Below are 19,802 nucleotides of genomic sequence, written 5' to 3'. Positions count from 1 at the left end.
TTACAACTGTAATCTTTTTTTGTCAAAAATAAACGCTCACTTTTAAAAAAAAGATTCCAGAAGTAATTCTTCTGGAACCCGATTCATTTTCGTTGCCATTTGAAGAAATACCATGAAATAAAATCCATCAACAGGAACAAAAAGAAGCCGAAACTACTCAAAATTAAAATACCCCCATACATCGCCGGATAGTCCATCCGCGTCCAAGCATCCATAATGAAATAGCCCATTCCAAATTCAGTGCCGTAATTTTCAGTGAAAAACAAAATAGAAATCGCTGTTCCTAATGAAATACGCGTTGAGCTAAACATCGCGGGTAAGGTAGCTGGAAAAGTAATCGCAGAAAACTGTTGCCAACGAGTCGCTTTTAAACCACGGTACACATCATAATAATGATGAGGAATTTCTCTCACGGCATCTCGAACCGAAATGGTGACTTGAGGCAAAACAATTAAGACAATCATGGTAATTTTTGACCCATCACCTAATCCACCCAGTAGCATGACAATCGGTAATAAGGCCATTTTAGGGATTGGATAAGTTAAATAAATTAAGGGATCAAAAAACTGATTCCATTTTGGAAAACTCCCCATCACTAAGCCTAACCCAAAACCACCCAAAATAGAGAGAAAGATACCGACAATCACTCGATAGAAACTAGCCTGTAAATGTTGAAACATCCCTTCTGCAAACAAACTAGGAATACGCGCTAAAACAACTGTTGGTGTCGGTAATAAGGGTTTTTGTAAGGCAAAACTGCCCAGCCACCAAATACCTCCTATCAAAATAATCGCTGCGACTGCACCCAAGAATTGACGAAGACTTTTTTTCATCCTTCAATCTCCTTTCGCAACATTTGTGTCGTTTGAAACAGAAGCTCAGATTGGCGTTCGCCAGCCAAGTGTTCTTTTTCTTGGAAAGGAGAAGTCATTTTATGTTTAATACGCCCAGGATTGGGTGCTAAAACAATCACTTCATGCGCCAATAATAATGCCTCTTCAATATCATGCGTAACAAACACGGTTAAACGCGGTGCTTGATGCCAACTATCTAAAAATAATTGTTGCGCGGTTTCCCTTGTAAAAGCATCCAATGCAGAAAAAGGTTCATCCATTAACAATAACTCACTATGACTTGCAAGGCCACGCGTAATCGCTACACGTTGTTTTTGTCCACCACTTAGTTGATTTGGATATTTATCCGCCACATCAGTTAGTTGCATTTGTTCAAATAATTGTCGTACAGCTAATTGATCGTCTTGTGTAAGTCGTTGCTTTTGACTAATTTTTCTTCCTGCCAAAACAGCTTGACGCGCAGTTTGCCACGGTAACAATCCATATTCTTGCGGAACTAAAGAAATCACAACATCTTTAGGGCTTTTTTCGGCATAAGTGAGTGTTCCCTTAGTGGGTTCTTTTAACCCCCCCAGCAATTGTAGCAAGGTCGTTTTGCCCGCTCCAGAAGCCCCAATTAATGCATAAATTTTTTGATCTGCCAGCGTTAAAGAGATATCTTGTAAGATCGTTTTGTCTTCAAGCTCGAAAGAAACATTTTTTATTTGAAAGCTTTTATTTGAAGTAGACATCACTCAATACATCCTTTGGCTCAATCATTTCTTTCAAAATGCCTTTTTCCTTCGCCCACTCAAACGCTTTAGTAATATCTTCTGTCGTTGCTTGACTTGCATGTGGATATTCAGGAACTTGAATGTCCTCCTTTAACTCTTCTGGGAAACCAATTTCATCAATAAATAATTGAATGTATTCTGATTTATCATGTTCTTTCATCCAATCTACTGCTTCATTGTAAGCATCGTACATCCCTTGTAATGCTTCTGACTTTTCATCAATTGCCTCTGTTGTAAAACATAAGACAAATGGATTAATCCCTATGCTACGCGTTGAACCTAAATTAGTCATGCCTTTCGTTGTTGTCATTGTCACAAAAGGTTCAGGTAAAATTGCTGCTGCCGCTTGATCGTTTTGCAATAATTCTACACGACTAGGAACTTGCGGAACATCCACAATTTTGACATCTGAACCTGTCATCCCAGATTGAGCTAAAATTTGATCGACAGCATATTCGGGCCCTTGGTTTTTTAACACGATAACTTCTTTTCCTTTTAACTCTTCCACACTTTTAGTTTCTGCTGTGGCGATTAAGTCAAACTGACCAAATGTTGAACTAGTAATTTTGACATCCATACCTCCTTGTAAATAAGCAGCCACGCCTACTAAGTCGGCATTGATTCCATCAACGGTTCCTGCTTGAAAAGCGGCATCACGGTCTTTACCTGATTTAAAGGTTTCTAATTCAATAGTGACTCCATGCTTTTTATCAAAACCTTGCTCATGTGCTACAATAAATGGCATATTATCTGTCGAAGGCATTACGCCAACTGTAACCGTTGGTGTTGCATCCTCAGACTCAGAAGCGCCTGTTTTGTTCTCACTAGCATTTCCACACCCCACTAAAAATAACGTCATTAAGCCAAAACTTACAAGTAATTTTTTCATTATTAACAATTCCTTTCATCTATTCTCAACTATTTATTTTACCACTATTTTCTGTAAAAAAAGAAAAAACATTTACCACGAAGGATAAATGTTTTACTTCTGTTTATTTTTTTTCATTACTTCTTGTCGATAGCTACGATTTCCTAAAAATTTCAAGGTTTTCATTAGTGGTTGTCGATTTTCACCCACTAAACCAATCAATTCAATAAATAATTCTAAACCAAATGTTGTACTGATAATCAGTAAAACAATCGCCCAATTACTGGCATAGTTCATCAATAAAGCGATAAATGAGAAGACCATCGCCATCGCATAAATCGTTAAAACAGCCCCACGATGCGTAAATCCTAATGACAATAAACGATGATGCAAATGCATTTTATCTGCAGAAGAAATGGGTTGTTTATTAAAACGACGACGAATCATTGCATAAATCGTATCTGTAATCGGTACGCCTAAAATAAACATTGGCGTTAAAACTGAGATAAATGTGGCATTTTTCAATCCTTGAAGTGAAAAGACTGAAATCATAAAACCTAAAAATAAAGCCCCGGTATCCCCTAGAAAAATAGTTGCGGGATAGAAATTATACGGGAAAAATCCAACAATTGCCGCAACCAGTGTAAAAATTAAAATGGCTAATATAACCCCATTGCTTGGTAAAAAGAAATAACTAACTAAGCCCATAGTTACTAAAGCAATAATCGAGACACCCGCAGCTAAGCCGTCTAAGCCATCAATTAAATTCACTGCATTGGTAATTGCTAAAATCCATAATAAGGTAACCGGTAAGCTTAACCACCCTAGATTAAAGTAACCAATAAATGGGACGGAAACCGTGCTAATCCGAATGCCTGCAATAAAATAAATTTCTAACGCGGCTAAGGTGAGGCCAATCGTTTTTTGTAGAGGTGTTAATTCAAACACGTCATCCATCAAGCCAGTTATAACTACAATCGTGGCACCTAAAAGCATGGGCCAAATTCGATGAACATCTAACGTATCACTAAACTCCCACAATACGGCGATAGAAAAAGCAAGAAAAATACTTAATCCTCCCGCAGTAGGCATCGTTTTTTTATTAATACGCCGTTCTCCTGGCTTATCCACTGCACCAATTTTAAATGCAAGGAGCTTGATTAAAGGTGTCAAAATGGCTGCAAGAATCGTTGTCAGAAATAGTCTTACAATAAATTGAAATGTAAATCCCATTAGCTTTTCTCACTTTCATCACTCTTTTTGGACCAATGTTTTTTGAAGCCTTTTTTCACTTTGTCGACCGGTCCAGTTCGCTCAACGACTTCACCACCAACAAATTCTTCAACTACCGCATTGAGGACACCACCTAATACGATAACTGTAGCAGCAAAATTCAACCAGAGCATAAGGACAACAAAACTTCCAATAATTTGATAACCGCTGACTCTTGCAGCAAAATATTGTGCATACAAACCAAAAACTTGTGACAATAACATCCAACCAATTGTGGCGAAAACAGCACCGGGAAGAACGGAACGTAACCGCACCTTTACATTTGGTGTAATCCAATAAATCACACTCATTAATGTCATCATCGTCACAATTGTCAATGGCCATTTTACTGTTTGGAAAGTACGAATAATCTCATCTGAAAATAGTAAAATCGGTTGCAACTGATCTAAAATTAGTTTACCTGACCCAACAATCAGAGTCACTCCGACAATCGCAATTAACAATAAGACGACTACCACAACGGATACAATACGAACAATAATAAAATTGCCTCTTTCGTCTACACCATACGCTTTATTCAAGGCTTTTTGCAAAGCATTGATACTTTGACTTGCTGACCATAATGTGGCAATCGCTGAAATAGACAACATGCTACCTGAACCTTGTGTTAAAAGGTCTTTAATTGCTGGACCTAAGAAATCGTAGACGGGTTCTGGAATGATTTCTTGAATATAAGGTAGAACTGTATTGGGGTCAATCTGCAAAAACGGCAACAAATTTCCCACAGCAATCAGCAATGGAAACAATGAAAGCAATAAATAATACGCAACCACAATTGAGCTTGTACTTAATTCTGAATCAGTCACCCGTGCTTGCACGGTTTGGACAAAGCGTGTCACTTCTTTATTCGTTCGGAATTTTTTTAGTGCATTCATCGCCTTCTCCTTTTTAGTAGGTACCTTCTTCACCTTGAGAAGTCAAGATACGTGGACCATCTTTAGTAATTGCCAAGCTGTGCTCATATTGGCAACTTAACCCACCATCTAATGTGTAAGCTGTCCAACCATTTGGATCCATTTTCATTTTCCAAGTGCCAGTATTAATCATTGGTTCAATCGTAATAACCATACCTTCTTTCAAGCGTAGGCCTTTCCCAGCTTCTCCATAATGAGGAACAGCTGGACTTTCATGGATAGTTGGACCAATGCCATGTCCGATAAAATCACGAACTACACCATAACCTTCTGCTTCTGCATACGTTTGAATTGCATGACCGATATCTCCAATGCGATTTCCTACTTGTGCTTGTTCAATACCCAAGTATAAAGCTTTTTTAGTTACTTCCATTAATTTTTTCACTTCCGGTGTTGGTTCGCCAACAGCATAAGACCAACAAGAATCCGAAATAGCACCTTTTAAATCAATACACATATCTACTTTAATTAAATCGCCTTGTTTCAAGACTTTTTTTCTTGGAAAACCATGGCAGATTTCATCATTGATACTGCAACAAGTAGCATATTTGTAGCCTTCAAAGCCAATTTGAGCTGCAACACCACCGTGACTTTCAATGTAGTCGCGAACAAATACTTCAATGTCCCAACTAGTAATTCCTGGTTTAATAAATGTACGTAATTCTTTATGTACCTCTGCTAATAAGGCACCTGATTCTGCCATACGTTCAATTTCTCTTTGTGATTTTAATGTAATCATTCTTCTTATCCCCTTTGTTGAAATCTTATCTATTTTACCATAGGAATGAATTTTTTTCCAAATTCCTTCCATCCAGTTTAACCGATAGTTTCCATTAGACGTTTATTTTGCTATAATCAACCTAAAATACAAGTTTTAATTATGTAATGGAGGATATTATGACCTTAGCAAAAATTATTTATGCAAGCATGACTGGAAATACCGAAGAAATTGCTGATATCGTTGCTGAAACAATGGAAGATATGAGCATTGAAGTTGAAATAGATGAATGTACGCAAGTTGACGCTTCTGATTTTGAAGATGCTGATATTTGTGTTGTAGCAACTTACACATATGACGACGGGCATTTGCCTGATGAAATCATGGATTTTTATGATGACTTATTAGAATTAGATTTGTCAGGAAAAATCTTTGGTGTTTGTGGTTCAGGCGATACCTTTTATGATTTCTTCTGTAAAGCAGTCGATGATTTTGAAGAGGCATTCATCAAAACCGGGGCGGTCAAAGGGGCTGAAAATGTTAAAGTTGATTTAGCCGCCGAAGAAGAAGATATTCAAAATCTTGAAGCATTCGCTAAATCTTTAGTTGAAAAAATTTAAAAAAGAACGTCGTAAGCTGAAGCGACCTCCCAAAGCTAGTTTTTTGTACTAACTTTTTGGAGTCCTACAGCACACGACGTTCTTTTTATTATGGACGTAATGTTTTGAATGAAAGATCAACTGGACGATTTTGCGTTTTCATCATATCAAATGAATCTTCTAATAGTTCAATCGTTTCTTCTCTTGAAGGTGTAATAATACTAGAAGAAGTCAAAGCAGCTACACCAGACACAACAATCCAAAAACCTGTATAAAGCGAAACTAGTTTTTCATTAGATAATTCTTCATATTCGGTTCCTTTAATGACTCCATCATAGAAATAATCATAGGAATATTCTTCTAATTCAGCCATTTCTGTTTCGCCTTCTAAATAAAGTGCTTTATATAACTGTTTTTCTTCACTCGCAAATTCAATATAGTTAATACCTAAATCAATCAATTTATTTCCTGTTACTTCTTTATGAAGTAACTTTGTTGATAGTTTCGTAATGATTTCTTTGACTAACACCTTTTTCAATTCATCCATATTTTTAAATTCTAAATAAATAGGTTGAGTTGAACATTTCATTTTAGCTGCGATATTTCGAGCAGTAAAACGGGAAAAACCTTCTTTTGCAACAACTTCATAAGCAGCATTCAATATTTGATCTCTTGTGATAGTTTTTTTTCTTGCCATAATCTCCGGTCTCCTTACATTAATATATACCGCTTTCACAGATACGTTTTGTTCATTTTAACATGTTTTCTAAATAATTCAAAATTCAGTCTATTTTCTTTACAATAAAAAAACAATTTTTATCCTTTTTTAATAACTTTCATTCTTTTAGTCTCCGCACTTTCTAAATTGTTTTGATTTTTAGTTAGTGTTATTATTGAAACAGATGATTTTTTAGGAGGAAAAAAACAATGGTTCTAGTAAATTTTAATGAAAATCTTGAAAAATATGCCCGATTAATTGCTGAAGTCGGTGTTAATGTCCAAGAATCACATACAGTGGTGTTACAAATTAGTGTCGAACAAGCGCCTTTAGCTCGTTTAATTACAAAAAATGCGTATGAATTAGGTGCCGCAGAAGTTATTGTTCAATGGACAGATGATATGATTCAAAAAGAATTTTTAACACACGCTGACCAAGAACGTATTACGACTATTCCACAACATAAAATTGATCAAACAGAAGATTGGATTGATAAAGGAGCAAGTCGAATTAGCGTAGTTTCTTCTGATCCAGGTTCTTTAGCAGGTGTTGATCCTGAACGTGTTGCAGCTTATCAATTAGCTGCTGGCAAAGCTATGCATAAATTACGTTTAGCTACGCAATCAAATAAAGTAAGCTGGACTGTCGTTGCAGCAGCTGGCAATGAATGGGCGAAAAAAGTCTTTCCTGATTTATCTGCTGAAGAAGCGCAAGATGCTTTGTGGGATCAAATTTTCAAAACCACACGAATCTATACAGAAGACCCCGTTGCTGCGTGGAAAAAACATGATGAGACATTACAAGAAAAAGCCAATGAGTTAAATGCAGAACAATTTGACTCCTTACATTATACAGCACCGGGTACAGATTTGATTATTGGTTTACCAAAAGATCATCTTTGGGAAGGTGCAGGTAGTTTCAATGCTCGTGGCGAAAAATTCATGGCCAATATGCCTACCGAAGAGGTCTTTACTGCTCCAGATAGTCGTCGCGTAGATGGTGTTGTTTCAAGTACAAAACCATTAAGTTATGCAGGAACTATTATTTCAGGAATGAAGTTTACATTCAAAGATGGCAAAGTTATTGATTTTTCTGCCGAACAAGGCGAAGAAGTCTTAGCTAAATTGCTAGACACAGACGAAGGCGCGCGACGTTTAGGTGAAGTTGCTTTAGTTCCAGATCCCTCACCGATTTCTCAATCAGGAATTATTTTCTTCAACACCTTGTTTGATGAAAATGCTTCAAATCATTTAGCCTTTGGGTCAGCTTATGCCTTTAACCTGCAAGGTGGTACAGAAATGACAGAAGAACAATTAATTGAAGCTGGGTTAAATCGCAGTCAAACACACGTTGATTTTATGGTTGGTTCAGCAGAAATGAATATTGATGGTATTCGAAAAGATGGAAGTACTATGCCAATTTTCAGAAACGGTGATTGGGCATAAAAAGCAGAAAATAAAAGCAAAAATGACGATTTCATTTTTGCTTTTATTTTTTTTGAATATTTTCTTTATTTTCTCAATCATTTTGCATAGTAAAAAAGGAAAAATTTTGATAGAATTTACTTCATACAGAAGGGATGATTCATAATGACACCTAATCGTGAAGATTATCTAAAACTGATTTTAGAACTTGGTGGCGACCAACAACAAATCAGCAATAAACAAATTGTATCTGGCTTAGCCATTTCTGCTGCTTCTGTCAGTGAGATGATTTCTAAACTTGTTAAAGAAGGATTAGTCAAACATACTCCTTATCAAGGTGTGCAATTAACCACTGCTGGTTTAGAAAAAGCAAGCTCGCTGATTCGCAGACACCGATTATGGGAAGTATTTCTCGTGGAACACCTCAATTATTCTTGGAATGAAGTTCATGATGATGCCGAAGTTCTAGAACATGTCACTTCAGACACGCTCGCTCATCGTCTTGAAATTTACTTGAACCATCCAGAATATTGTCCCCATGGTGGCATGATCCCGAAAGAAACACAAACAATTCATGAGAAAAAAAGAGAAACACTTAGCACCTATTCAAAAGGTACACGTGTAAAAATAGCCCGTGTCCTTGATGAACGCGAGTTATTGGATTATCTTGTTTCTATTGATTTGAAGCTACACGAAGAATATGAAATCATTGATGTTGCTGCCTATGAAGGTCCAATTACTATTCAAAACCAAGAAAAGACGTTAGCCGTCAGCTACAAAGCAGCCAGCACAATATTCGTTGATAAACTATAAGGAGTGAACTAAATGAACGAAAAAAAGGTTTTGTTTACAATTTTTGGTGCGACAGGTGACTTAGCCCAAAGAAAGCTATACCCTTCTCTATTCCGCTTGTACCGCAAAGGTGATTTGGTTGAATCATTTGCAATAATTGGTACAGCACGTCGCCCTTGGAGTAATGAAGTTTACCGTGACATCGTAAAAGAAACAATTGCTGGATTAGAGCCAACACCCGAAGAAGCAGAAGCATTCTCTTCTCACTTCTATTATCAGTCACACGATGTACAAGATACGGAACATTACAATACCTTAAAAAAATTATCTGATGAATTGGATGAAAAATATCAATTAGATGGAAACCGTCTATTTTACTTAGCGATGTCACCTAACTTTTTTGGTACAATCGTTGCTCATCTACAATCACAAGGTATGTTAGAGGTAGATGGCTATCATCGTGTAATTATTGAAAAACCATTTGGAACAGATTATGAAACTGCACGACAATTAAATGAAGAAATTGCGACAGTTTTTAATGAAGAAGATATTTATCGAATTGACCATTATTTAGGAAAAGAAATGGTTCAAAATATTTCAGCTATTCGCTTTGCCAACAACTTTTTTGAATCAATGTGGAATAATCGCTTTATTGACAATATTCAAATTAACATTGCCGAAGATTTAGGCGTTGAAGAGCGTGGTGGATACTATGAAAAAAGTGGTGCCTTAAAAGATATGGTCCAAAATCATATTTTACAAGTCTTAGCTTTGCTAGCTATGGAACCACCTGTAGCCTTTTCTGAAAAAGAAATTCGAGTAGAAAAAATCAAAGCTTTAGAAGCTGTTCGTGTGTATACCCCTGAAGAAGTTGCCAAAAACTTTGTTCGTGCACAATATAGCACAGGCAAATTTAAAGGTGAAGACTTTACTGGATACAAAAACGAATTAAATGTTGATGCTAACTCTGAGACAGAAACGTTTGTTGCTGGTAAATTCGTTATTGATAATTTCCGTTGGTCAGGTGTACCATTCTATGTCCGTACTGGAAAACGCCTAACTGAAAAAGGCACACGAATCAATATTGTTTTCAAACAAGTACCGGTTAACGTGTTCAAGTCAGCAATTGGCACAAAAAGCAATCAACAATTAGAACCAAATGTATTAACTATCTACATCCAACCAACAGAAGGTTTCTCTTTATCTTTAAATGGTAAAGAAGTTGGACCTGGTTTCAATATGTTGCCAATTCATTTAGAGCATCGAAATAGTTCAGAAGTAATGTCAAATACTCCTGAAGCTTATGAAAAATTAATGCTTGATGCGCTAAATGGTGATGGAACAAACTTCACTCATTGGGATGAAGTTGCTCAATCATGGCGTGTAGTGGATGTCATTCGTCAAGCATGGGATCAAGATCACTCTGTTCTTCCTCAATACCCTGCTCGTACAATGGGACCTAAAGAAGCCTATGATTTATTGGAAAAAGATGGCTTCAAATGGATCTGGGCACCAGATGAATGGTACCGTGAACGTAATTTATTAGACTAAACTAAAAGACATGATGTTTGTAGTTAACATCATGTCTTTTTATCTCGCTTTTAGATGTAACTGACTAACTGGAACACTAATTGTTAGATAGCTTTTTGATGAATCTATTAGAATATCTAATGACTCATTTCCAATAATATATTGATTCCATCAGCACGTAAGCAACAACTTCCGAATCGTCGCCTTCTTCTGAATGAAATGCAAAAACGAAAATCTGGCTCTCCATTAAAACAAAAGCGTAATCGATTGTGGTCGATTACGCTTTTTCATTATTTTGTTTCAAATCCTTCTGCTACTGCTTCTGGAAATTCTTGTGCGACAATTTCCGCACAATGTGAACACAAGGTTGGTAATTCTTCTTGAGAACCCACAGTATTTTTCACTTGGCGGCAACGTTCGCAAACTTCACCTTCTGCTTTTTCAACTAAAATAGCAACATCTTCAAATTTTTGCGCTTGTTCAGGAACTTCTGTACCTGCTGGTTTCACTTCAAAGAAATCAGGAGAGACAATTAGTAATTGGGCTAAATTCGTATCAACTGCTGTCAACAATGTTTGAACAGTTTCTGATGGATAGATAGTTACTTTTGCTTCTAATGATTTACCAATTAATTTTTCATTACGGGCTACTTCTAATGCTTTTAAGACATCATTACGGAAATCCATAAATGCAGTCCAAATGTCTAACAGTTCAGCTTGTTTTGGAAACTCTTGGTATTCAGGGAATTCTGCTAATTGTACATATTCTTCTTCTTCTTTTAAATGTGACCAAATTTCTTCTGCAGTATGCGGAATAATTGGTGTTAATAATTTTGTTAAGGCAACTGCTGTTTGGTAGAACACTGTTTGCATGCAACGACGTTGGTAATCAGCTTCAGCTTCGATATAGACGACATCTTTCGCAAAATCTAAATAGAATGAAGATAATTCAACAGTTAAGAAGTTCATTACTGTACGATAAATGTGTAAGAAATTATATTGTTCATACCCTTTTTCACGAATTTCTTTAATAACTTGATTCAAACGAACAGTCATATATTTATCAACCGAACGTAAATCTTCAAATGCTACACTGTCTTTTGGATCAAAATCAGCTGTGTTTGCTAATAAGAAACGCATTGTGTTACGAATTTTACGGTATACTTCTGATACTTGATTTAAAATATCCATTGATACACGTACATCGGCTTCGTAATCTACACTACTTACCCATAGACGTAAAATATCGGCACCCATTTGATTGATAACTTTTTCAGGAGCAATTGTATTTCCTAAAGATTTACTCATCTTACGACCTTCACCATCTAAAGTAAAGCCTTGAGATAACACAGATTTGTAAGGTGCTACACCATTAATCGCTACACTTGTTGTAATACTTGAGTTGAACCATCCACGATATTGGTCAGAACCTTCAAGATACATATCTGCAGGGAATGTTAGCTCTTCTCTTTGACGTAAAACAGCTTCATGTGAAGAACCTGAGTCAAACCACACGTCCATGATATCTGTTTCTTTCGTAAATTCACCATTTGGCGAACCAGGATGTGTAAAGCCTGCTGGTAATAAATCTTTCGCTTCACGTTCAAACCAAATATTTGATCCATGCTCTTCAAACAATGCTGCAACATGTTCAATTGTTTCTGGTGTGATGATTTCTTCCCCATTTTCAGCATAAAAAATTGGTAGTGGGACACCCCAAGCGCGTTGTCGAGAAATTACCCAATCACCACGATCCCGAATCATATTGTAAAGACGTGTTTTCCCCCACGGAATAATCCAATCTACTTTTTCAATTTCGTCTAAGATATTTTGACGGAATTTATCAATTGATGCAAACCATTGTGGTGTTGCGCGATAGATAACTGGTTTTTTCGTACGCCAGTCATGTGGATAACTGTGTGTAAAGAAATCTAGCTTCAACAAAGCATCTTTTTCTTTTAATAAATCTGTAATCATTGGATTCGCTTTGTCATAAAAAATTCCTTCAAAACCTGGTGCTTCCTCTGTAAAACAGCCACGATTATCCACTGGTGAAATAACTGGTAAACCATATTTTTTACTTACAATATAGTCATCTTCCCCGTGTCCAGGAGCTGTATGAACTAAACCAGTACCCGCATCTAGTGTTACGTGGTCTCCTAACATCACTAGGGATGCGCGATCATAGAATGGGTGTTGACCAGTCATATTTTCTAGTTTATCACCTGAAATTTCTTGTAAAATTTCAACTGTTTCCCAACCGATTGCTTCTTGAACAGTTTCAATTAAATCTTTTGCAATCACAAACTTACGACCATCTGCGTTAACTTGAACATACGTATAATCTGGGTTAACAGAGATTCCTAAGTTTGCAGGTAAAGTCCAAGGCGTGGTCGTCCAAATAACAAATGACGTATCTTCGTCTAACAAACCTTTACCATCAGAAACTTTAAATGCAACATAAATAGATGGTGATTTCACATCTTGATATTCGATTTCTGCTTCTGCTAATGAAGATTCACTAGAAGGAGACCAATAAATTGGTTTTAATCCTTTATAGATATAGCCATTTTCAGCCATTTTACCAAACACACGAATTTCAGCAGCTTCATAGTCAGGCGTTAAGGTGATATATGGGTTTTCCCAATCACCAGCTACACCCAAACGTTTGAAATCGTTTCTTTGTGTGTCTACTTGTGTCAACGCATAGTCGTAACATTTTTGACGATATTCAGCCATGTCCATTTCTTTACGTTTTACACCTTTTTTAGCTAAAACTTGTTCAATAGGTAAACCATGTGTATCCCAACCAGGAACATACGGTGCACGGAAACCCGACATAGATTTTGAACGAACAATAATATCTTTACTGATTTTATTTAATGAATGCCCAATATGGATATTTCCATTAGCATAGGGAGGTCCATCATGTAAAACAAACGTTGGTTTTCCTTCATTTAATTTTTGACGCTGTCCGTAAATATCTTTTTCTTCCCAATCTTTTTGCCATTCACCTTCACGATTTGGTAAATTTCCACGCATTGGAAAAGCTGTTTTTCCAAGATGTAGCGTTTCTTTCATTTTCATTAGTGCTTGCCCCTTTTCTTCTATTAAATCTGAGTAAATGCCAACAAAAAAACGCCCATCCCTAATCGCATAGGGACGAACGTATCGTGGTACCACCCAAAGTTTAAAAACAAAATTTGTTTTTCTCTAGTAATCGTTAACGAGATTAACCGTTGATTTCTACTGTCAATTCAAAATCAAGACGTGTAGATGATCTGGCTAATTACAGGGTTTTGACGGGCTTCCACTATCCCCGTTTCGCTAGAAAAATACAATTAGCTTTTCTGTTCTACTTACTATCGTTTATTTATTTTTTTCAGATACTTTTACAACTTTTCCGCTTGCTTCTACAATAGAAATGTCATCATCTGAATTATTCTCTACTTCTTCTGAGTTTACTTCAGAAGTATTTTCGATGTCAAGTTCTTTAGATAAAACTTCACGAATAACTTCGTGGTCTTCTTGAACATAACTTGAAAATGGTGCTAAGATTTCATCCCATTCTGGACTTTTTACTTGTTCTAATTGAGCTTGCAACATAACCAATAAGTTATTATGGAAGACTCTTGTTTTAGATTTCAAGTCATTAGTTTCAGTTGCCAATTGACGTGCACGCGCAGTTGCATCTGTTAAAATTTCTTTGGCTTTTAATTCTGCTGCTGCATTTAAGGCTGCTGCACGTTTTTCTGCAGTCGTTACTAATTCGTCTGCTTTATTTTGTGCAGATGTAACGATGACTTCAGATTCTTTACTTGCACTTGTTTTAACTTTATCAGCTGTATCTTGTGCAACAATAATTGATTGGTTTAAAGCATCTTTTAATTCGTTGAAATACTCTAATTTTTCTTCTGCGTGACGTAAGGCTTTTTCTAATTCACGATTTCTTTGTGTGACATCTTCATAGTCTCTAACTACGATTTCTAAAAAATCATCGACTTCGTTTTTTTCATAGCCACGCATTTTTACTGCGAAGCTTTTATTTTGAATATCTAATGGAGTTAATGCCATATTTACACACCTCTTTATAGTTATTTACGTAATACACCGAGCAATAAACGAATTTTTTCTTTCTTTGTGGCACCCTCTAATCCTTGAATTTGTAATCGACCAAATCCACGGATTGAAACAATGTCCAACAAATCCAATATAAAATCGGGTCGCACGGTTTCTGTCCAATTGACTTTTATTTTTCCTGACTCAATTAATTGCTTTGATCGTTGACGAGAAATATTAAACACGCTAGAAATAACCGTATCTAATCGTAAAGAACTGACTGTTGTTCGCTCTTCCGACCAACCATCTTTAGGTATTAAAATTTGCGTGTAATCGCGTTTTTCCAGTCTTACACTAACATTTCCCATCTTAGTAACTTGTAGTTCTACAAAAGAATGAACTTCTTTAGCAATAAACACTTGCCAAGCATCGCCATCAGAAATAATATCTCCAAAAAACTCACGCTTAACGCCAGTACCGATAAGCGTACCTAAAATTTTCCCATGACTTAATGTTGTGAATTTCTTAGGGTAGTTAATTTCATATAGAACAATATCAAATTCTTCTTGCGCAGGTTCATAATAATCTGGAAATATTAAACAGCGTGTTCGTTCAGCTGCTTCATAGCCTCCAAAAAATTGGAATTTCAAATCTGAAGTTTGACGAACAAGAGATTCTAAAATATACGCTTGCCTTGGATCTAAAAATTCTGTTAGCACAGGTGCATATTGCATCGTTACTTGTTCAATCCATTGCTCTACGGTATCAATAAAAGGGTGTTCATCGGTTCGAAAATGTTGATAGACATTTGCGTTCATCGATTCTCACCCCTTTCGTTATAAGATTGCTAGAATAATTCGAAATAGTGCCTCTGATGCTAATTGTAGAATGATGATTGCAAATGCAATATTAAAATTCACTGGTCCAAAAGACAGATTCAAATGATCAAATAAGCTTAAATATGGTTCACAAATTTTTGACAAAAAACGACCAAAAGATGATTGATAGCCTCCAGGAAGCCATGATAAAAGTGCATAGATTACAAGTAATACAGTATAGATATATACTGCTTTCCCTAAAAGATTGATTAAACTATAAATAAATATAAGCTTTGCCTCCTCTAGTTACATTTCAAATAAGTTACTTTCAACTAGTGATTGAGCTGTCCCATCAATTTCCATACCTTTTGGTGTACATAAAAAGATTTCGTCTGCCACTCGTTTAATATCACCATCTTCAGCGTACACTGTTCCTGTCAAGAAATCAACAATTCTCCGTGCTTGATACTCTTCAATTAACTGAAAATTAACAAGTACAGACTCTCCACTCATCACATGCTTAGCAATAATCATTGCTTCTGAATATACACGTGGGGAAATAATCATAATTTTACTTGAGCCATCCGCCGAAGTAACTTCAGTTTTCACTTGTCGTTTCGGTGATGTTTGGCGCATGGACACAACTTTTTTTTCTGGTTCAGGTTGTGCACTTTGCGTATACACTGGTTCTTTATACATGGACTCGGTTGCTTGAGTGAGTGCTTGTCTAGAAGAAACTGATTCTGATGAATAGCTTGTTTTAGGTTTTTCTTTTTGTTTAGGCTTTGGTTTAGGCTTTGGTTTAGGCTTAGTATTTGTAGTTTGCGCTCTAGGGTTGAATGTATTTTTCTGTCTAGCAGAACTAGAAGCAGCCTGCTGAACTACTGGCTTTTGTTGAGGTGTTTGTGCCTCTTCCATGTACTCTTCATCCTCTAGTCCAAAAAAAGTTGATACTTTTGCTAAAAATGACATGTAATAACCCCCCCTTTACTCTTTAAATAGTGCAGTTCCCACTCGGACAAACGTTGCACCTTCTTGAATAGCTACAGAAAAATCATTTGACATCCCCATACTTGTTTCAGTACAAGGTGCGTATGGTAGATTTTTCGCTTCTATGTTTTCTTGTAATTTTTTTAGTGTTTTAAAAAATTGATGTTGTTCTTCTACAGTCGAATCAAATGGTGCCATGGTCATTAATCCCACAACTTGAATCCGATCATATGTAGCAATTGAATCAATAAACTGTTCAACTTCTTCAGGTGAAATACCGTGTTTACTTGCTTCACCCGAAACGTTTACTTCAATAAAACAACGAATCGTTTTTTCTGCTCGTTTTTGGATTTCATTTGCTAATTTCAACCCATCTAACGCATGAAAAAAGTCAATTTCATTTATAACTGATTTTACCTTTCTACGCTGTAAATTACCAATGAAATGCCATGAAATATTAGAAAAGTCACCCATTTGTTCCTTTTTCTCTAAGAATTTATCAACGCGATTCTCAGCTAAATGATAAACGCCTAAATCGACTAATTCGCTAGTTTTCTCAACATCGACTGTTTTAGTTACAGCAACAAGCGTTACTTCGTCTCGTTGACGAGAAACAAGAGCACAAGAATCCCGCAGCTCTTGCTCTACCTCCCGCAAGTTGTCAGAAATCATGTGCTCTGCCTCCTCTTATCGTTTACGACGGAAAAATGGTGGTGTATTTAACTCATCGTCATTTGATTTTGTTTCTTCACGACTGAAGGTATCAAAATCTTTCTTTTCAATAGATTCAAATTGTGCTTCATCGATTTTTGGGCGAACATTTTGTTCTTTACGAATATCCCAATCACCAAATGTCGCTGCAGTTTCTTCTTGTTCAGTAGGTTTCGCTTGTTCCATTTCAAAAACAGGTTTTTGAGGAGTTGCTTGTACTTGATTTTGTCTTGCACGAGCTGGTTTATTTTCGCGTTTTGATGGATCAATTCCTGTAGCAATAACAGTTACACGAATTTCATCACCTAGTTCTTCATTAATTGAAGTACCTAAGATAATATTCACATCGCCTGCTGATGCACCTGCAACAATATCAGAAGCGTCTTGTGCTTCGAATAATGTCATATCTAAGCCACCAGTAATATTTAATAAAACTTGTTCTGCGCCTTCGATAGAAGTTTCTAATAGTGGAGAAGAAATAGCTTCTTTCGTTGCTTCGATGACGCGATTTTCACCACTAGCAACCCCAATACCCATTAGAGCCGTTCCTTGGTTTTCCATGACTGTCTTCACATCAGCAAAGTCCAAGTTCACGTAACCTGGAGCAGTAATTAGGTCTGAAATACCTTGTACGCCTTGACGTAATACATTATCAGCTTCACGGAAAGCTTCTAACATTGGTGTTTTCTTATCAACAACTTCTAATAAACGGTTATTAGAAATAATTAGTAATGTATCGACATTTTCTTTTAGTTTAGCAATACCTTCTGCTGCAAAACGGCCACGCTTTGGACCTTCAAAAGAGAATGGACGTGTTACAACCCCTACAGTTAATGCACCTAATTCTTTTGCAATGTTTGCAACGATTGGCGCAGCACCTGTACCAGTTCCGCCTCCCATACCAGCGGTGATAAAGACCATATCAGCACCTTCTAAAGATTCACGAATTAATTCTTCGCTTTCTTCTGCTGCTTTTTGTCCAACTTCTGGTTGAGATCCAGCTCCTAGACCACGTGTATATTTAGGGCCTAATTGAATCACTGTTTCCGCTTTTGAATTTTTTAAAGCTTGTACGTCAGTGTTAACTGTAATAAATTCAACACCTTTTACGTTTTCTTCAATCATACGGTTTACTGCGTTTCCGCCACCGCCGCCGACACCGATAACTTTGATTACTGCGCCGTCATTGATTGTATTATCAATTGAGAATTCCATAATTTAATTTCCTCCTGAGTTATTAATCGAAAATGTTAGAAAAGAAGTTTTTCACTTTACTTGTAAAACCTTCATTTGCTGGTTTGTCTGTTGCGTCTGGTTCTTGGTAAGTTACTTCTTCTTCATACTGTGGTTGTTCGTAAATTGGTTCTTGTTTCACAGCTGCTGGACGATCCATAACAGGTTTTTCACCCGTTACAGCACTTTTCGCCATTTGATATACTTCACTTAGATTTGCTGAATAATCAACAATACTAATAACATTTGTAAAGACTGGATTACGTAAGCCCATGTGATTTGGTACGTATAATTTTACGTTTACACCAAACACTTCTTGTGCTAAGTCCACGATACCAGGTAAGCTTGCTGCTCCACCAGTTAATACGATTCCACCAGGTAGTTCTAATGCTTCAATCTCATCTAAAACATCTTTTGCTTTGGTAAAGATTTGCTCCATACGCGCTTCGATAATTTCAGAAAGATAGCGTTCATCAATTTTTACTGGTTCTGACTTACCAATCACATCTACTGGAAACTCTTCACTTGCAGATGTGCGTTCTGGATAAGCATCTCCATAGTTAATTTTCAATGCTTCTGCATTATTAAACGATGTATTTAAAACAGTTGAAATATCTTTTGTTACAAACTCTCCACCTTCTTGGTTCACGCTTGTAAATTTCAATTGTTTATCATGCATTACTGCAACAGTTGTTTGCCCACCACCAATATCGATAACCGTTGTACCGAAGTCTTTCTCACCATCGGAAAGAACTGTTTCAGTTAATGCTAGCGGTGTAATAACCATTTCACTTAAAATCAATCCCGCTTTTTCGACACATTTACGGATATTATGCACAACTGTTTTTGGTCCAGTAAAGACAACACCAAACATTTCTAAGCGTACACCAATCATACCGCGAGGATCTTTAATCCCTTCAAAACCGTCCACTGTAAACTCTTGTGGAATAATTGTGATAATTTGTCTTTCAGGAGGAATTGAACGTACCATAGCTGCTGAAGCTACATTACGTACATCTTCGTTTGAAATTTCTCTAGATTGACTACTTACAGCAATCATTCCTTGACAATTTTCTACTTCTAAAAGATTTGCTGGTACACCAACACTTACATTGTGGATTTGAATTCCTGCTTTTTCTTCAGCTTGGCGTACTGCGCGCTGAATGGCTTTTACAGTTTTATCAATATCAACAATAATCCCACGATTAATTCCTTCTGATTTTGCATTTCCTACACCAATAATGTTCATTTGACCTTCAATATATTCTGCTACAACAACTTTTACAGAAGTTGTACCAATATCTAGACCAACATGCATTCCCGTTTTTGCCATGGATGGGGTTCCCTCCTACCTACTAATTTCCATATATCTTGAACATATTTGTTCTTACTTAGCTATATCGAATCATTTATTCACTGCTACCAATTTTACCATAGTTTAGCCCATTTTAGAAAGAAGTTAATAAAAAATTATATGACAATTATGTTAAAATTTGGTTTTTGCCTTAT

General features: G+C 36.5%; 19 protein-coding genes and 1 other annotated feature. Of the genes, 4 read left to right on the top strand and 15 right to left on the bottom strand.

Annotated elements, in window-relative coordinates:
* Positions 1 to 83: 83 nt before the first annotated feature.
* The 6 genes from AC4BC7_RS16455 to map form a co-directional block, all read right to left on the bottom strand.
* Positions 84 to 833: an ABC transporter permease gene (locus tag AC4BC7_RS16455; protein WP_490503410.1), complete on the bottom strand. Its 750-nt coding sequence runs from the start codon at positions 831 to 833 to the stop codon at positions 84 to 86.
* A complete protein-coding gene (locus AC4BC7_RS16450; protein WP_490503409.1) occupies positions 830 to 1,585 on the bottom strand; it encodes an ABC transporter ATP-binding protein in 756 nt (251 codons plus the stop codon). Before AC4BC7_RS16450 ends, AC4BC7_RS16455 begins: the two co-directional genes overlap by 4 nt.
* Positions 1,569 to 2,516: an ABC transporter substrate-binding protein gene (locus AC4BC7_RS16445; RefSeq protein WP_490503408.1), complete on the bottom strand. Its 948-nt coding sequence runs from the start codon at positions 2,514 to 2,516 to the stop codon at positions 1,569 to 1,571. Before AC4BC7_RS16445 ends, AC4BC7_RS16450 begins: the two co-directional genes overlap by 17 nt.
* Positions 2,517 to 2,609: 93 nt before the next feature.
* Positions 2,610 to 3,728 (bottom strand): glycosyltransferase family 4 protein, encoded by a 1,119-nt coding sequence (locus AC4BC7_RS16440; protein ID WP_490503407.1) that lies wholly within the window; start codon positions 3,726 to 3,728, stop codon positions 2,610 to 2,612.
* A complete protein-coding gene (locus AC4BC7_RS16435; RefSeq protein WP_207941734.1) occupies positions 3,728 to 4,663 on the bottom strand; it encodes a YihY/virulence factor BrkB family protein in 936 nt (311 codons plus the stop codon). Before AC4BC7_RS16435 ends, AC4BC7_RS16440 begins: the two co-directional genes overlap by 1 nt.
* A gap of 13 nt (positions 4,664 to 4,676) precedes the next feature.
* Positions 4,677 to 5,441 carry a type I methionyl aminopeptidase gene (map, locus tag AC4BC7_RS16430; RefSeq protein WP_207941733.1) on the bottom strand — a complete coding sequence of 255 codons (765 nt, stop codon included), beginning with the start codon at positions 5,439 to 5,441 and terminating at the stop codon, positions 4,677 to 4,679.
* A gap of 158 nt (positions 5,442 to 5,599) precedes the next feature.
* Between map and AC4BC7_RS16425 the strand changes: the two genes are divergently transcribed.
* Positions 5,600 to 6,040: a flavodoxin gene (locus AC4BC7_RS16425; protein WP_490503406.1), complete on the top strand. Its 441-nt coding sequence runs from the start codon at positions 5,600 to 5,602 to the stop codon at positions 6,038 to 6,040.
* Positions 6,041 to 6,128: 88 nt separating this feature from the next.
* On the opposite strand, the gene AC4BC7_RS16420 is transcribed toward AC4BC7_RS16425, so the two are convergent.
* The gene (locus AC4BC7_RS16420) at positions 6,129 to 6,716 is read right to left on the bottom strand and encodes a TetR/AcrR family transcriptional regulator (protein WP_207941731.1); all 588 of its coding nucleotides are present in this window, start codon (positions 6,714 to 6,716) and stop codon (positions 6,129 to 6,131) included.
* Positions 6,717 to 6,946: 230 nt separating this feature from the next.
* Between AC4BC7_RS16420 and AC4BC7_RS16415 the strand changes: the two genes are divergently transcribed.
* From AC4BC7_RS16415 to zwf, 3 genes are all read left to right on the top strand, one after another.
* On the top strand, positions 6,947 to 8,182 hold the full coding sequence (locus AC4BC7_RS16415; protein ID WP_207941730.1) for an aminopeptidase: 1,236 nt from the start codon (positions 6,947 to 6,949) through the stop codon (positions 8,180 to 8,182).
* A gap of 144 nt (positions 8,183 to 8,326) precedes the next feature.
* Complete coding sequence (efaR, locus tag AC4BC7_RS16410; protein ID WP_207941729.1) at positions 8,327 to 8,974, top strand: transcriptional regulator EfaR; 648 nt, start codon at positions 8,327 to 8,329, stop codon at positions 8,972 to 8,974.
* A gap of 12 nt (positions 8,975 to 8,986) precedes the next feature.
* A complete protein-coding gene (gene zwf, locus AC4BC7_RS16405) occupies positions 8,987 to 10,504 on the top strand; it encodes a glucose-6-phosphate dehydrogenase (RefSeq protein WP_207941728.1) in 1,518 nt (505 codons plus the stop codon).
* A 269-nt stretch (positions 10,505 to 10,773) separates the two neighbouring features.
* On the opposite strand, the gene ileS is transcribed toward zwf, so the two are convergent.
* From ileS to ftsA, 8 genes are all read right to left on the bottom strand, one after another.
* The gene (gene ileS / locus AC4BC7_RS16400) at positions 10,774 to 13,569 is read right to left on the bottom strand and encodes an isoleucine--tRNA ligase (protein ID WP_490503405.1); all 2,796 of its coding nucleotides are present in this window, start codon (positions 13,567 to 13,569) and stop codon (positions 10,774 to 10,776) included.
* Between the two features lie 68 nt (positions 13,570 to 13,637).
* Positions 13,638 to 13,854 (bottom strand) — a binding site (T-box leader).
* Entirely contained in the window at positions 13,852 to 14,556 is a 705-nt protein-coding gene (locus AC4BC7_RS16395; protein ID WP_207941726.1) for a DivIVA domain-containing protein, read from the bottom strand. (Overlaps the previous feature by 3 nt.)
* A 20-nt stretch (positions 14,557 to 14,576) precedes the next feature.
* Positions 14,577 to 15,359: a YlmH family RNA-binding protein gene (locus AC4BC7_RS16390; protein ID WP_207941725.1), complete on the bottom strand. Its 783-nt coding sequence runs from the start codon at positions 15,357 to 15,359 to the stop codon at positions 14,577 to 14,579.
* A gap of 18 nt (positions 15,360 to 15,377) precedes the next feature.
* Positions 15,378 to 15,641 carry a YggT family protein gene (locus tag AC4BC7_RS16385; RefSeq protein WP_490504447.1) on the bottom strand — a complete coding sequence of 88 codons (264 nt, stop codon included), beginning with the start codon at positions 15,639 to 15,641 and terminating at the stop codon, positions 15,378 to 15,380.
* A gap of 24 nt (positions 15,642 to 15,665) precedes the next feature.
* Positions 15,666 to 16,331 carry a cell division protein SepF gene (locus AC4BC7_RS16380; protein WP_490503404.1) on the bottom strand — a complete coding sequence of 222 codons (666 nt, stop codon included), beginning with the start codon at positions 16,329 to 16,331 and terminating at the stop codon, positions 15,666 to 15,668.
* A 15-nt stretch (positions 16,332 to 16,346) separates the two neighbouring features.
* The gene (locus tag AC4BC7_RS16375) at positions 16,347 to 17,021 is read right to left on the bottom strand and encodes a YggS family pyridoxal phosphate-dependent enzyme (protein WP_207941723.1); all 675 of its coding nucleotides are present in this window, start codon (positions 17,019 to 17,021) and stop codon (positions 16,347 to 16,349) included.
* Positions 17,022 to 17,036: 15 nt separating this feature from the next.
* Positions 17,037 to 18,275, bottom strand: a complete 1,239-nt coding sequence (gene ftsZ / locus AC4BC7_RS16370) for a cell division protein FtsZ (RefSeq protein ID WP_207941722.1) — start codon at positions 18,273 to 18,275, stop codon at positions 17,037 to 17,039.
* A 22-nt stretch (positions 18,276 to 18,297) separates the two neighbouring features.
* The gene (gene ftsA / locus AC4BC7_RS16365) at positions 18,298 to 19,626 is read right to left on the bottom strand and encodes a cell division protein FtsA (protein WP_207941721.1); all 1,329 of its coding nucleotides are present in this window, start codon (positions 19,624 to 19,626) and stop codon (positions 18,298 to 18,300) included.
* Between the last annotated feature and the right edge of the window lie 176 nt (positions 19,627 to 19,802).

The organism is Enterococcus sp. AMC1623, assembly GCF_058216495.1.
Note: the sequence above shows the minus strand (reverse complement) of the source record. Positions and strands in the feature narration are given on the sequence as shown.